Annotated in this window: 15 protein-coding genes; all 15 read left to right on the top strand. The window is 35.7% G+C overall.

Features of this window, described 5'->3' with window-relative positions; genetic code table 11:
• Window positions 1-96 precede the first annotated feature (96 nt).
• The 15 genes from HVS_RS10215 to HVS_RS10145 all read left to right on the top strand — a co-directional run bounded on the left by HVS_RS10215 (window position 97) and on the right by HVS_RS10145 (window position 13573).
• Window positions 97-1419 carry a flagellar hook protein FlgE gene (locus tag HVS_RS10215; protein WP_101301960.1) on the top strand — a complete coding sequence of 441 codons (1323 nt, stop codon included), beginning with the start codon at window positions 97-99 and terminating at the stop codon, window positions 1417-1419.
• 235 nt (window positions 1420-1654) lie between these two features.
• Complete coding sequence (locus HVS_RS10210) at window positions 1655-1855, top strand: flagellar FlbD family protein (RefSeq protein WP_101301957.1); 201 nt, start codon at window positions 1655-1657, stop codon at window positions 1853-1855.
• Window positions 1856-1946: 91 nt separating this feature from the next.
• Complete coding sequence (locus tag HVS_RS10205; RefSeq protein WP_101301955.1) at window positions 1947-2453, top strand: flagellar basal body-associated FliL family protein; 507 nt, start codon at window positions 1947-1949, stop codon at window positions 2451-2453.
• A gap of 12 nt (window positions 2454-2465) precedes the next feature.
• Window positions 2466-3461, top strand: a complete 996-nt coding sequence (gene fliM / locus HVS_RS10200; protein ID WP_101301953.1) for a flagellar motor switch protein FliM — start codon at window positions 2466-2468, stop codon at window positions 3459-3461.
• Between the two features lies 1 nt (window position 3462).
• The gene (fliY, locus tag HVS_RS10195; RefSeq protein ID WP_101301950.1) at window positions 3463-4662 is read left to right on the top strand and encodes a flagellar motor switch phosphatase FliY; all 1200 of its coding nucleotides are present in this window, start codon (window positions 3463-3465) and stop codon (window positions 4660-4662) included.
• Between the two features lie 31 nt (window positions 4663-4693).
• Window positions 4694-5056: a response regulator gene (locus HVS_RS10190; RefSeq protein WP_101301947.1), complete on the top strand. Its 363-nt coding sequence runs from the start codon at window positions 4694-4696 to the stop codon at window positions 5054-5056.
• Between the two features lie 42 nt (window positions 5057-5098).
• Entirely contained in the window at window positions 5099-5623 is a 525-nt protein-coding gene (gene fliO / locus HVS_RS10185; protein ID WP_101301945.1) for a flagellar biosynthetic protein FliO, read from the top strand.
• The gene (fliP, locus tag HVS_RS10180) at window positions 5598-6380 is read left to right on the top strand and encodes a flagellar type III secretion system pore protein FliP (protein ID WP_101301943.1); all 783 of its coding nucleotides are present in this window, start codon (window positions 5598-5600) and stop codon (window positions 6378-6380) included. The genes fliO and fliP overlap by 26 nt, the downstream gene beginning before the upstream one ends.
• A 45-nt stretch (window positions 6381-6425) precedes the next feature.
• Entirely contained in the window at window positions 6426-6695 is a 270-nt protein-coding gene (gene fliQ / locus HVS_RS10175) for a flagellar biosynthesis protein FliQ (protein WP_101301941.1), read from the top strand.
• Window positions 6696-6814: 119 nt separating this feature from the next.
• Complete coding sequence (fliR, locus tag HVS_RS10170; protein ID WP_101301939.1) at window positions 6815-7603, top strand: flagellar biosynthetic protein FliR; 789 nt, start codon at window positions 6815-6817, stop codon at window positions 7601-7603.
• Window positions 7600-8757, top strand: a complete 1158-nt coding sequence (gene flhB, locus HVS_RS10165) for a flagellar biosynthesis protein FlhB (protein ID WP_101301937.1) — start codon at window positions 7600-7602, stop codon at window positions 8755-8757. Before fliR ends, flhB begins: the two co-directional genes overlap by 4 nt.
• Before the next feature lie 3 nt (window positions 8758-8760).
• Window positions 8761-10785, top strand: coding sequence for a flagellar biosynthesis protein FlhA (flhA, locus tag HVS_RS10160; protein ID WP_101301934.1), 2025 nt, complete (start codon window positions 8761-8763; stop codon window positions 10783-10785).
• Window positions 10785-11951 (top strand): flagellar biosynthesis GTPase FlhF, encoded by a 1167-nt coding sequence (flhF, locus tag HVS_RS10155; RefSeq protein WP_101301931.1) that lies wholly within the window; start codon window positions 10785-10787, stop codon window positions 11949-11951. The genes flhA and flhF overlap by 1 nt, the downstream gene beginning before the upstream one ends.
• 3 nt (window positions 11952-11954) lie before the next feature.
• Window positions 11955-12863 (top strand): MinD/ParA family protein, encoded by a 909-nt coding sequence (locus HVS_RS10150; RefSeq protein ID WP_101301929.1) that lies wholly within the window; start codon window positions 11955-11957, stop codon window positions 12861-12863.
• 41 nt (window positions 12864-12904) lie between these two features.
• A complete protein-coding gene (locus HVS_RS10145; RefSeq protein WP_101301927.1) occupies window positions 12905-13573 on the top strand; it encodes a flagellar brake protein in 669 nt (222 codons plus the stop codon).
• Window positions 13574-13576 lie beyond the last annotated feature (3 nt).

Genomic DNA, 13576 nt, shown 5'->3' with positions numbered 1-13576 from the left:
ATTATTAATTAAGTCATGCAGCCGGACCCTTTTAGGGAAGCTGCCTATTCCCGATTGACAGAAGGAATAGACTGACTTAAAGGAGGTCGTAAAATTATGATGAGATCCATGTTTTCAGGAGTGTCAGGGCTCCGTACCCACCAAACAAGAATGGACGTTATAGGTAACAATATTGCAAACGTAAACACAGTAGCTTTTAAGTCAGGAAGGGTTACTTTCCAGGAAGTGTTTAATCAAACCCTAAGCGGCGCCAGTGCTCCTGATGCAACCACCGGACGTGGGGGTACAAATCCTATGCAGGTAGGACTGGGTATAGGCATAGGTACTATAGATACCATAACCACAAGAGGAAGTATTGAAAGGACGGACAACCCTACAGACCTTTCCATAGAAGGAGACGGATTCTTTATAGTAAGAGGCGGAAGCAGTGATACATTCCGCTTTACCAGGGCAGGGAATTTCGGAATTGACAAGCATGGAAACCTTGTAACCGGAAACGGGATGAATGTATATGGATGGCAAGCCTATGAAAGGGAAGCAGATGGTACATATACATTTGATACAGAAAACCCTATAGAACCAATAAATCTTTTTTCTGATTCCCATAACGGCAATAAGAGAATGATTGCTGCAAGGGCTACCACCAGTGCGGTATTTGTAGGAAACCTTGACTCATCTTATCCGGCTATAGATCCTGGAGACAGGGATGATACTAATATACAGTTTATGGTTCCAGTTACTGTATACGACTCTCTGGGTAATGACTATAAAATAAATATAAATTTCTGGAAAGAAAGTGTTGCAGGAGGAGAAACAACTTGGTACTGGGAAATACCTTCTAGTGGAGACTTAGATACTGCGGCTAGCGGAAGTATAAGGTTTGACAGCAAAGGTCAAATTATCAAAGATAATGAAGATGAAGTTTTTCCATTAATAACAATTGAGCCGGATGAAAGTGTAGGAAGCGAACCTATAGAAATTAAACTTGATTTTTCAGGGCTTACAATGTATTCAGGAGACAGCTCTGTAAAGCCTATAAGTGTTGACGGATACTCAACAGGATCATTGGTTACTTTCAATATAGGCGCTGATGGAATAATAACTGGAATTTACAGCAATGGCCAGCAGCAGCCTTTAGGTTTAATTGCACTGGCATCCTTTGAAAACCCGGCAGGGTTACAAAAAGTTGGAAACAACATGTATCTTCCAACCACCAACTCAGGTGATTTTACCAAAGCTGTAAGGGCAGGTATGGGAAGTGTAGGAACTTTGAATCCGGGAACTTTAGAAATGTCAAATGTTGACCTCTCTAGAGAGTTTAGTGATATGATTATAACTCAAAGAGGATTCCAGGCAAACAGCAGAATTATAACCACATCAGATGAAATGCTTCAGGAATTGGTTAACTTAAAACGATAGTAAATAAAAAAAGTTAAAAGTTTCTGCTTAAGGTGGGAGGATTTTTCCCACCTTAGGTAGAATAGAATTAAAGACATGAAAATCATAATTTTTTACCACTCAAAATATTTCAAAAAACATATTTAAAGCCTAAAAAACTACAAAGACCAGCATATTTTACATATAAATTTACATTAAAGAATATTTTTCTCATAAAGTTATAAAATTACTATTGAGTTTTTGAGGTAGAGGTATTATGATTAATATAACGAGGTTAGATGGTTCTAAGTTTGTTCTAAATTGTGAATATATCGAAACTCTTGAAAAAACTCCGGATACTGTCATTACTACAACAAATGGCAAGAAAATAGTTGTTGCCGAAAGTGTTGAAGAAATTGTGGAAAAGGTAATACAGTATAAGAGCAGGATTATTTCCCTTATAAAACAACATCAATAGTTATCCTATTACATTGTCATTATGTAAAGTCTGTCTTATTGCCTTGCTGCCCAATATAAAGTCAATTTAAAACATTAAAGGGGGCATAAAATTGGAAAGTAGAGGAAGTTTCATTATTCTTATTAGTATAGTTGCAGTTCTGTCGCTAACTCTTGCACTATTGGCAGGGTATGTGTGGCTTGGGCAGAATTCAAACCCTGTAAGCGCCAAAGATCCTCATAATCAAAATGTCAGGATACCTTCGGAAAAAGAACTCATAAAGGAGAAGCTTTTTGATGAAAAAACTGCCTTCAATTTAAAAAGTGAAGATTCAGGGAAGGCATCTGTTATTGTAGTGAGTGTGGAACTTTCTTACTTTAAGAAAGTCAAAGGGATAAAAAATACAACTGCTAAAATTGAAGCAAATAAAGGAAAACTTCAGGAAATTGTAGGTACATATTTTCAAAAGCTCACCGTTGATGATGTGGCAGATGTGGAGTTTAAAGAAAAAGCACGGGAAGAATTAACAGCATTAATGAATGAGTTTTTATTATCCAATGAAAACAGCAAAGAAAATATAATATATACTATTGTTTTTGAACAATGGTTTTATCAGTAGGAGGTGCTTTTTTTGGGAGACATACTCTCGCAAAGCGAAATAGATGAATTGCTAAAAGCCTTAAACACCGGTGAGATAGATGTATATGAGATAAATAATAAAAAAGAGGAAAAGAAAGTTAAGTTATATGATTTTAGAAGACCAAACAAATTTGCAAAGGATCATATCAAGACTTTAAATATAATACATGATAACTATGCAAGGCTTATAACAAACTTTCTTTCCGGATATTTAAGAACTCTTGTGCAGGTTGAAGTTATTTCAGTTGAGGCGGTTACATACAATGAGTTTAATAACTCAATATCAAACCCTGCATTGCTTGCAGTTATTGATTTTTCGCCATTGCCAGGCTCGATAATATTGGAAATTTCTCCTTCAATTGCATATGCGCTTATAGACAGGATTTTAGGAGGTAAGGGGAATACCTTAGAGAAACTGAGGGATTTTACAGAAGTGGAAATTGCCATTATAGAAAGGATAATTATACAAACTGTAAATTTAATGAGAGAGCCTTGGGAAAATGTTATAGAAATAAAGCCAAGACTTGAAAAAATAGAAACTAACGCACAGTTTGCCCAGATTGTATCTGCCAATGAAATCATAGCTTTAATAACTTTAGGGGCAAAAATTGGTGAAGTAGAAGGAATGATAAATTTATGTATACCTCATATGGTTGTAGAACCTGTGGTTTCTAAATTAAGTACAAGGTTTTGGTTTTCTGATGAGGAAAAGGAAGTTCCAAAAGATATTAAAGAAAATATTGAAAAGAAAATAAGTAATACAAAAGTACCGGTTAAAGCAGTTTTAGGCAGGACTACAATTTCAGTGAATGATTTTCTTGAGCTGCAGTCAGGAGATGTAATTCCTTTGGATACTAATCTAAACAACAATTTGGAAGTATTGGTTGGTGAATTGCTGAAATTCTATGCAACCCCTGGAGTTATGAAAAACAAGATAGCTGTTAAAGTAACTGAAGTTGTAGAAACAGATGGAAAGGAGGAAGTATAAATTGAATGATATGTTATCACAAGCCGAAATTGATGCTCTGCTTAGCGGAGATACAGAATCAGGTGATTTGCAAAATGACCAGGATGCAGGGAAAGATGTGCTGACCCCTGAGGAGATAGATGCATTAGGTGAAATAGGTAACATCAGTATGGGAACATCTGCAACAACACTGCATTCACTACTTGGTCAAAAAGTTTCTATAACTACACCTACTGTTGAAGTTGTGTCATGGGAAGACATGGCTAAACAATACGAGAATTTATATGTTGCCACAAAAGTAGAATACGTTAAAGGTTTACATGGAAGTAATTTAATGCTTCTAAAGGAAAGGGACACAAAAATAATTGCCGATTTAATGATGGGCGGGGATGGCAGCGGTGTAGATGAGCAGGAAATATCAGATTTACACATAAGTGCTATTTCAGAAGCCATGAACCAAATGATAGGCTCGGCAGCTACCTCCATGTCATCTGTTTTTAATAAAAGGATAGATATTTCACCGCCTAAAGCATATTCATTAAGACTTGACTCAGAAAGTCGGGATTCGGTATTTGAAGATTCAGGTAATGTAGTTAAAGTATCTTTTAAAATGGTAGTAGGAGAAATTATAGATAGTGAAATAATGCAGCTTATACCCATTGATTTTGCCAAGGAAATGGTTGCAAACCTTTTAAAGACAAATGCTGAGGAAGAAGAAGCCCTACGGAAACAGTTATCACAAGAACAGCATAAGGAGCCACAGCAAGCGTTGTCAGAGGAGGAAGAGTATAAAGGGGCACAATACCAAATGCCACAGCAGCCCCAAGGACAGCAATACCAGCAACCGCAGCATCAGGCATATATGCATCAAAGTGGAAGTGGCAGCTTTTCAGGTGGTGGTAAGGTGCATGAATCTGTGAATGTGCAGCCGGCTAGTTTTGAAAACTTTAATGAAGATTTTATATCTTTTGAAAGAAAGAATATAAGCCTTATTATGGACGTGCCTTTAGAAGTGACAGTGGAGCTGGGCAGGACAAAAAAATATATAAGGGAAATACTAGAGCTTGGACCGGGTTCTATAATTGAATTGGATAAGCTGGCAGGTGACCCGGTGGATATTTTAGTAAACGGAAAGGTAATAGCAAAGGGTGAAGTTGTAGTAATAGATGAGAATTTTGGAGTAAGGATAACTGACATAATTAATCCTTCAAAGAGAATATAGAAACAGACCATGATTAAGGAGAGGATAATCAATGAGTAAAAAAATACTTATAGTTGATGATGCAGCTTTTATGCGGATGATGATTAAAGACATCCTGACAAAAAACGGGTATGAAGTTGTAGGAGAGGCAGAAAATGGTGCAAAAGCAATTGAAAAATTTAAAGAACTTTCACCTGATCTGGTGATTATGGATATTACAATGCCGGAATTAGACGGCATTGCAGCGGTGAAGGAAATAAAGAAAATTGATGGTGACTCAAAAATTATCATGTGTTCTGCCATGGGGCAGCAGGCAATGGTTATAGAGTCTATCCAGGCAGGGGCAAGGGACTTTATTGTTAAACCATTCCAGGCAGAAAGGGTAGTTGAAGCGGTAAAGAAGGTTTTAGGATAAAATAAGCATTAAAAATTTCATCTAATAGAGAGGAAGTTACAAATGGAAAGCCTTGTTAGCGGAATTGCATTTGTACTTGTCTTTGGTTCAGTACTTTTTTTGGCATATATAGTTACAAAATACATAGGAAAAAAGACAAGTCGTATTATGAAAGGGAAACACATTACTGTAATAGAAACGGTTAGTTTGGGTTTTGACAATAAACTGCATTTAGTGAAAGTAGCTGATGAGTTTATATTAATATCCTGTTCAGGTAAAAATGTTCAAATGCTAAAAACCATTGACATAAATGAGGAAAAAGAAGACATAAAAAAGGATAATTCTAATATTGTAAACTTTAAAGATTTTTTTCAAAAGTGTCTGGGTAATTTTAAAGTAAAAGATGGAAATGAATACAATAAAAATTCACATAAAAATATATCCAAGGGGAATTTTGAGAATTTTAATGGAGAAAAAATTAAAAGAAATTTAAAAAAATTAAAGGAATTTAATTTAGATTTACAGTCAGAAAAAAAGACAGAAGATGGGGATGGATATACAAATGAAAATAAAGCTGAATTATCTTAAGGTAATAATATTGGCAGTATTAGTTTTTGCAATATTTATATCAAATGTCCATGCTGAACCGGAAACAATACAGTTTCCCAGGATAGGACTGACTTTAGATACTTCAGATGATCCTGAAGATGTGACCAATGCGGTACAAATTTTAGTGCTTCTTACCATATTGGCACTGGCACCTTCTATATTAATAATGATGACAAGCTTTACAAGGATTATAATTGTATTGTCCTTTTTGAGGAATGCAATGGGAACCCAACAAATGCCTCCAAATCAGGTTTTGATTGGGTTAGCTTTGTTTTTAAGTTTATTTGTAATGCAGCCGGTACTTAAAGACATAAATGATAATGCGTTAAAGCCCTATGCAAATGAAGAAATTACACAGGAAGCTGCAATAGAAGAAGCTTCTAAGGCAATAAAAGGTTTTATGATAAAGCAGACATCAAAAAAAGATTTAGGACTTTTTGTGTCCTTATCAGGAATGGAAACTCCCATTAATGAAGAAGATATTCCTAATTTGCCGCTTACTATAATAATTCCGGCATTTCTAATCAGTGAATTGGCAATTGCTTTTAAAATTGGTTTTTTAATATACATACCTTTTCTTGTCATTGATATGGTGGTTTCCAGTACATTAATGTCAATGGGTATGATGATGCTTCCACCGGTTATGATATCCCTGCCATTTAAAATACTGCTTTTTATAATGGTAGGCGGCTGGAATCTTATAACCCAGTCCTTAATAAACAGTTTTGCTACTTAAAACTTTTTGGCTTTTAGAAATTGTTACACAAAGGAGGAATTTTAAGTGGATCAGGGTATGGTAATAGATTTGGCGCAAAAGGCTCTTTTGACGGTGATATATGTGGCAGCACCTATGCTGGGAATGAGTTTGATTGTAGGTTTGGCTGTAAGTATTTTTCAGGCAACAACCCAGATTCAGGAGCAGACCCTTACATTTGTTCCTAAGATATTAGCTGTTTTAGGCGGTATTGCAATATTCGGTTCGTGGATGCTTAAAGTGTTGACTGAATTTACCCAGGGAATATATGCAAATATAAATCAGTTTATAAAGTAAAAGTATTGTCCTTTATTAAATTTAGAGTGTTATAAAATAAAGTGTTATAAAAAGATATTGCATAATTATTCACAAGGCTTACTTAAGGTGGGAAATTACAAAAAACGGGGGGCAAAAAATTGTTTATACCACAAGGAGTTTTATTAAACGGCATAGAAATATTTTTGTTAATCTTCGTAAGAATGACCGGGCTTTTTGTAATAGCTCCCATTTTTAGCAGGAGAAACGTTCCTGTTTACCTTAAAATAGGTTTTTCATTTATGTTAGCCCTGATGCTTGTTACTTCCCTAAAAATTGAGGATGAGCTGTATTATTCAAATATTTTTGAGTATTTTCTTCTGGTACTAAAGGAATTTTTGGTAGGAATTACTTTAGGATATGTATCATATGCGATATTTACTGCAATTCATTTAGCAGGCCAGCTTATTGACATGAAAGTAGGGTTTGGGATTGTAAATGTTGTGGATCCTTTAAGCAATATCCAGGTACCCATTACGTCAACTTTTTATTTCATATTTTGCATGTTAATTTTTCTTATATGTAACGGGCACCATGTTTTAATCAGAGCACTTTTTTACAGCTACGATTTTGTTCCCTTAGGAAAGGCTTTATTTAGTGAAGAAGTAATTAATGACGTTATAAGAGTTTTTGGAAATATTTTTATTATATCATTTAAAATCAGCGGACCTGTTGTTGCTGCAGTATTGATTTCAGATGTTGCCTTAGGTATTGTTTCAAAAACTGTACCCCAGCTTAATGTATTTATGGTTGGAATGCCTTTAAAGATTTTCTTAGGATTATCAGTTATGGTGCTTACCATGCCCATTTTTGTATCCCTTTTGGAATACTTGATAAAAGGGATGGATAGAGAAATGTACAACTTTTTAGAAAGTATGACTCCAAAATGAAAAAAAGATATTACTTTATATCACAGTTAATTAAATTAAAAAAAATAAAACCAATATTAGTACCTGTAAATCTCCAGCTTTTTGCAGATAGTGGTGAAAAAACTGAAAAAGCCACACCCAGAAAGCGTAAAAAAGTAAGGGAAGAGGGACAGGTACTTCAAAGCAGGGAAATAACGTCGGCGATACTTTTGCTTTGTATGTTTATTACACTAAGGGTTTTTGGAGGTTATATCTATGAAGGAATTTTAGAGATATTTAAAGTTTTCTTTTCCCAGTGGCAAGGTGTTGAAGACATTTATTCCATAAGGGGAATGGTTAAGCTATATTCACAGGTTAGTTTGATGTTTATAAAAATAATACTCCCGGTACTTGCTGTAGCGCTAATTACAGGACTTGTGGCAGGATATTCACAGGTAGGGTTTTTGTTTACAACCAAAACTTTGCAGATTAAACTAAACAGGCTTAATCCATTAAACGGGCTTAAAAGGATTTTTTCGACAAGATCTTTGACAGAGCTGATAAAGGCAATTTTTAAAATAGTAGTGGTGGGAGCAATAGGTTTTTCCTACCTTAAAGGTGAAGTTTCCAGCATATTAAAAACCATGGATATGGATGTGGTAAGTATAGCTGCTTACATAGGGGTTACCGCTACAAATGTTGCAATAAGAATGTGCATAGTCCTCCTTGCCCTGGGAGTTTTGGATTATGGATACCAGTGGTGGGAATATGAAAAAAACATCAGGATGACAAAACAGGAATTAAAAGAGGAGTATAAACAGACGGAGGGTAATCCTGAAATTAAATCAAAGATAAAGCAAAAGCAAAGGCAAATTTCTTTAAGGAGAATGATGCAGAGTATACCTGAGGCAGATGTTGTTATAACAAACCCTACTCATTATGCGGTTGCCATAAAGTACGACATAAAAATTTCAGATGCCCCTGTTGTTTTGGCAAAGGGGCAGAATTACATGGCTTTAAGGATAAAAGAAAAAGCTAAAGAAAACGGGATAGAAATTGTTGAAAATAAACCTTTGGCAAGAACCCTTTATAATACCGTTGAAGTGGGGGAAAAAATACCCCCGGACCTCTATCAGGCTGTTGCCGAAGTACTGGCCTTTGTATATGGATTAAAAAGTGGTAAGAAAGGAGGGTAATATATGAGATTTGGAGATATGTCAGTTGCCATTTTAATAGTTGTAATTGTTTTGATTATAATAATTCCCATTCCAAGCGGGCTACTTGATGTTTTGCTTGCAATTAATATATCGGCAGCTTTAATAATATTGTTAAATGTTATTTATTCAAAAGAGGCACTGCAAATTTCAATATTTCCATCCCTTTTGCTTTTTACTACAATGTACAGGTTGTCCCTTAATATAAAGTCTACAACTTTAATTTTAGCCAAAGGTGAGGCCGGAAAGGTAATTGAAGGGTTTGGGACTTTTGTAGCCCAGGGAAACCTGGTGGTGGGTTTTATAATATTTTTGATTATTATGATTGTCCAGTTCCTGGTTATAACAAAGGGAACTGAAAGGGTATCAGAGGTTGCAGCAAGATTTACACTAGATGCAATGCCAGGAAAGCAAATGGCTATTGACGCGGATTTAAACGCCGGAATTATAAGTGAGGCGGAGGCAAGGGAAAGAAGAAAAAATGTCCAGAGGGAAGCAGACTTTTATGGTGCTATGGACGGGGCAACAAAGTTTGTAAAAGGGGATGCCATAGCAAGTATTATTACTACCATACTTAATATAATAGGTGGGTTAATAATAGGAATTGTAATAAGAGGGGAAGATTTTAGTTCAGCTTTAGAGACGTATACAATACTTACCATTGGAGATGGTCTGGTAAGCCAGGTTCCGGCTCTTTTGATTTCATTTGCAACGGGGCTTATAGTTACAAGGTCTGCATCAGATGACGGAATAAGCGAAGATTTAAGAAAGCAGATATTATATAACCCAAAAGTGTTTTTTATAGCCGGCGGCTTTTGTATGTTATTGGCTATTCCTCTGGCTACACTGCCATTTATTACACTAGGTACAATATTTATAATTATAGGAATAATACTTACAAAACACATGGAAGAGTTTGAAAAACAAGAGGAAGAACAGATTGAAGAAAGTGAAGTAGAGGAAATAAGAAAACCTGAAAATGTGGTTAACCTCCTTCAAGTTGACCCTATAGAGCTGGAATTTGGGTATGGTATAATCCCTTTGGCAGACGTAAACCAGGGTGGGGATTTACTTGACAGGGTGGTTATGATAAGAAGACAGCTGGCACTGGATTTGGGAATGATAGTTCCTGTAATAAGGCTAAGGGACAATATAGCTTTAAGTCCTAACCAATATGTTATAAAAATTAAGGGGGTTGAGCTGGCAAGCGGGGAATTAATGCTTGACCACTACCTTGCAATGAGCCCTGGAGTGGTGGAAGAAGAGGTAACAGGAATTCACACCACCGAACCGGCTTTTGGTCTTCCGGCTGTGTGGATAGATGAGTCCCAGAGGGACAGGGCAGAAATGCTGGGTTATACTGTGGTGGATCCACCATCTGTCATTGCTACCCACCTTACTGAAATAATTAAAAGACATGCCCATGAACTTACCGGCAGACAGGAAGTCCAGACAATTATAGAAAAAGTGAAGGAAAATTACCCTGCTATAGTGGAAGAACTTGTTCCTAAGGTGATGACAATCGGGGAAATTCAAAAAGTTGTTGCAAACCTCTTAAAAGAGGGTATATCAATAAGAGATATGGTAACAATTCTAGAAACATTAGCAGATTATGCTCCAACAACAAATGACACCGACATATTAACTGAGTATGTAAGGCAGGCCTTAGGAAGGGCTATTTCCAGAAGGTTTATGAAGGAAAAACAATCATCTGTTATAACACTGGATCCGGAACTTGAGCAGGTAATTATGGATTCAGTTCAAAAAACTGAAACAGGTTCATTTATAAATTTAGAACCTGGAATAATTAATACAATTATAAATAATTTGTCAAAGCAGGTTCAAAAGCTTATAAACTTAGGACAGCAGCCTATAGTACTAGCGTCACCAATTGTAAGATTATACTTTAAAAGGCTTGTAGATCAATCTATACCAGGACTTGTAGTGCTATCATATAACGAACTTGATCCTGATATACAGGTTCAAGCTGTTGGGACGGTGAGTATTTAATGAGAATAAGAAGGTATATAGGGAAAGATGCCCAGGAAGCAATGTTAAAAGTAAAAATGGATTTAGGAAGCGAAGCAGTAATATTAAACACCAGGAAGATAAGGCAGAGGGGTTTTTTAAAATTTATGTCAAAGCCCATGATTGAGGTTTTGGCTGCCATTGATGAATATCCCGGTGTGAAATCCAATACAACCTCTTACAGCAGCAATGATAAGAACTGGAATAGTAATAATGAGCCGGTAAGTAAATCAAGAGAAAAAGAGGAAAAAATCATACTGTTGGAGAATAAGGTTAATAGTATGGAAAACATACTTCAAAAAATATATGAAGAAGTCCAGAGACCTGGTAAAAATTTGGACAAGGAGTTAACAAATCAAAAAGTTTCAAAAGTTATAGAACTCTTTCAAAACAACCTTGAAAACAACGAAGTTGACACAAAAATTATCCGCCAGCTATTGGATATGGTGGAGGAAAGGTGCAATTCAAATATAAGTGTTAACAATACTGCGTTAATACTTCATAATCTTATATCCGGGATGCTTGGAAAGCCAGAGACAATAAAACTCAGGGAAGACGGCAAACCTACGGTGGTTATGTTTGTAGGACCTACGGGAGTGGGAAAAACCACTACGTTGGCAAAAATTGCAGCGGACTATGCTTTAAACCACCAGAAAGATGTAGGGCTTATTACGGCAGATACTTACAGGATTGCGGCTGTAGAACAGCTCAGAACCTATGCTGATATACTGGGAATGCCATTAAGTGTGGTATATTCCTTAAATGAAATAAAGGATATAATTGAAGGCTACAGGGACAAAGATATCATATTTATTGACACTGCCGGAAGGAGCAGCAGAAACAAGCCTCATTTTAATGAGTTGAAGGCTTTGGTAAAAGAAGTGGGTGCGGACGAAATATTTTTGGTTTTAAGTACAACTACAAGTATGAATAATTGCAGGGAAATCATTGACAGCTACAGTTTTTTGGGAAATTACAAGCTGATTTTTACTAAGCTGGATGAAACTCCTTCATTAGGGATTATACTTAATGTGAAACAGTATGCCGGCAAAAAGCTATCCTACGTAACAAACGGACAAAATGTACCAGATGATATAGAGTTGGCAGATATCGACAAAATAACAAAAAATCTAATAGGGAGCATTTAGTCAATGATGGATCAAGCAAATAAACTAAGGGAAATTATAGGTAATTTAAAAATTAAAGAACCTGCAGAAAAAGTTGATGATAAAGTTAACCTTAAGTCAGCTAAAGTAATTACTGTAACCAGTGGTAAGGGCGGGGTTGGAAAGACCAATATAACAATAAATCTTGCCATTGCCCTAAGTGAGATGGGAAAAAGAGTTACAGTTATGGATGCGGATTTAGGTTTGGGAAATATAGATGTACTCCTTGGTGTGGTGCCTAAATACACATTGGTGGACGTTATATATAATAATAAAAATATTGTTGAAGTGTTGTCAGAAGGTCCTGGAAACATTAAATTTGTTGCCGGCGGTTCAGGTATTGAGGATTTGGCAAAGCTTGATAATTATCAGATTCAAAAATTTCTAGCCAACATTGCACTTTTGGATAAAATTTCGGACATAATACTTATTGATACAGGTGCAGGGCTTTCTGATAGCGTGATGAATTTTGTCATGGCGGCAGATGAAGTGATTCTTGTTACAACCCCTGAGCCTGCCTCAATTACAGATGCTTATGCAATTATAAAGGCGGTGTCAAAAAGGTACAGCAGCAAAACTGTAAAATTAATTATAAATATGGCTGAAAATGTCACTGAAGCCAAAAATGTTACAAATAAATTTTCAATGGTAACTCAAAAATTTTTAGAAATAGATCTCCAGCCTTTAGGCTTCATACTTCAAGACAACATGGTGATAAAAGCTGTTAAGGCACAGCAGCCTTTTACCATAAGCTTTCCAAAAAGCATGGCAGCAAAGCAAATTAAAGAAATATCCAAAAAGCTTTTAGATATAAATAACAATGCTAATAATAGCGGAGGCAGGACAGGTATAAAAAGTTTTGTAAACAGGTTTGTCAGTATTTTAAGTGGCTAAGTGTGATCTTTTACTGCTTTTTAGCAAAAGAGGTGAAGAAGATGGGTTTTGAACAACTGAAATTAGGAATGAAAGTAGAAATAGTATTAAGTGATGAGGAAGAAAGCCCAAAACTTGTAAGCCAGTTTGAAGGGACTTGCAGTGACGGGACTTATTATGTTTCAGCGCCTATATATGGAGGAAAAATATATCCTATATCAGTGGGCAACATTTTGGATGTATACTTTGTGGAAAAAGAAAATTTTTACAAATTCAAGGCAAAAGTTTTAGACAGGAGCAGAAAATCTGCCATTAGCCTTTTAAAAATAAAGGCATTGGATGAAATTAAAAAAATTCAAAGAAGGGAATTTTTCAGGTTTGAATGCATGATTTCCGTTAATTACAGGGTGGTGGATTCTAAAAAGGCAGTCCAGGATAAAGATAGAAGTTTTAAAAACACAATAACAAAGGACTTAAGCGGCGGGGGATTGTGCATAAAAATAGAAGAAAAACTAAATGTTGGGGATATCATTGAATGTGAATTATTTTTAAATGATTCTTATAAAGTAGTGTTTTTAGGAAAAATAGTAAGGATTACTGAATGCGAGGCTGGCAAAGGAAAATATAAATACGAAGCCGGAGTGCTTTTTCAAAAAATAGATGACAAGTCCAGGGAAAAAATAATAAGCTATATATTTCAAGAACAGAGAAAGCTTATTAAAAAGATTTGATTT

The organism is Acetivibrio saccincola, assembly GCF_002844395.1.
Taxonomy (GTDB): Bacteria; Bacillota; Clostridia; order Acetivibrionales; family Acetivibrionaceae; genus Herbivorax; species Herbivorax saccincola.
The sequence above is the reverse complement of the archived record's forward strand: the minus strand, read 5'-3'. Positions and strand labels throughout refer to the sequence as shown.

What these genes read in the sequence shown, in the direction of transcription:
- fliP (WP_101301943.1), top strand. Translation starts at nt 5,598, where the DNA reads ATGAAAATAAAGCTGAATTATCTTAAGGTAATAATATTGGCAGTATTA.
- HVS_RS10210 (WP_101301957.1), top strand. Translation starts at nt 1,655, where the DNA reads ATGATTAATATAACGAGGTTAGATGGTTCTAAGTTTGTTCTAAATTGT.
- flhB (WP_101301937.1), top strand. Translation starts at nt 7,600, where the DNA reads ATGAAAAAAAGATATTACTTTATATCACAGTTAATTAAATTAAAAAAA.
- flhA (WP_101301934.1), top strand. Translation starts at nt 8,761, where the DNA reads ATGAGATTTGGAGATATGTCAGTTGCCATTTTAATAGTTGTAATTGTT.
- HVS_RS10215 (WP_101301960.1), top strand. Translation starts at nt 97, where the DNA reads ATGATGAGATCCATGTTTTCAGGAGTGTCAGGGCTCCGTACCCACCAA.
- fliO (WP_101301945.1), top strand. Translation starts at nt 5,099, where the DNA reads ATGGAAAGCCTTGTTAGCGGAATTGCATTTGTACTTGTCTTTGGTTCA.
- HVS_RS10190 (WP_101301947.1), top strand. Translation starts at nt 4,694, where the DNA reads ATGAGTAAAAAAATACTTATAGTTGATGATGCAGCTTTTATGCGGATG.
- HVS_RS10145 (WP_101301927.1), top strand. Translation starts at nt 12,905, where the DNA reads ATGGGTTTTGAACAACTGAAATTAGGAATGAAAGTAGAAATAGTATTA.
- HVS_RS10150 (WP_101301929.1), top strand. Translation starts at nt 11,955, where the DNA reads ATGATGGATCAAGCAAATAAACTAAGGGAAATTATAGGTAATTTAAAA.
- flhF (WP_101301931.1), top strand. Translation starts at nt 10,785, where the DNA reads ATGAGAATAAGAAGGTATATAGGGAAAGATGCCCAGGAAGCAATGTTA.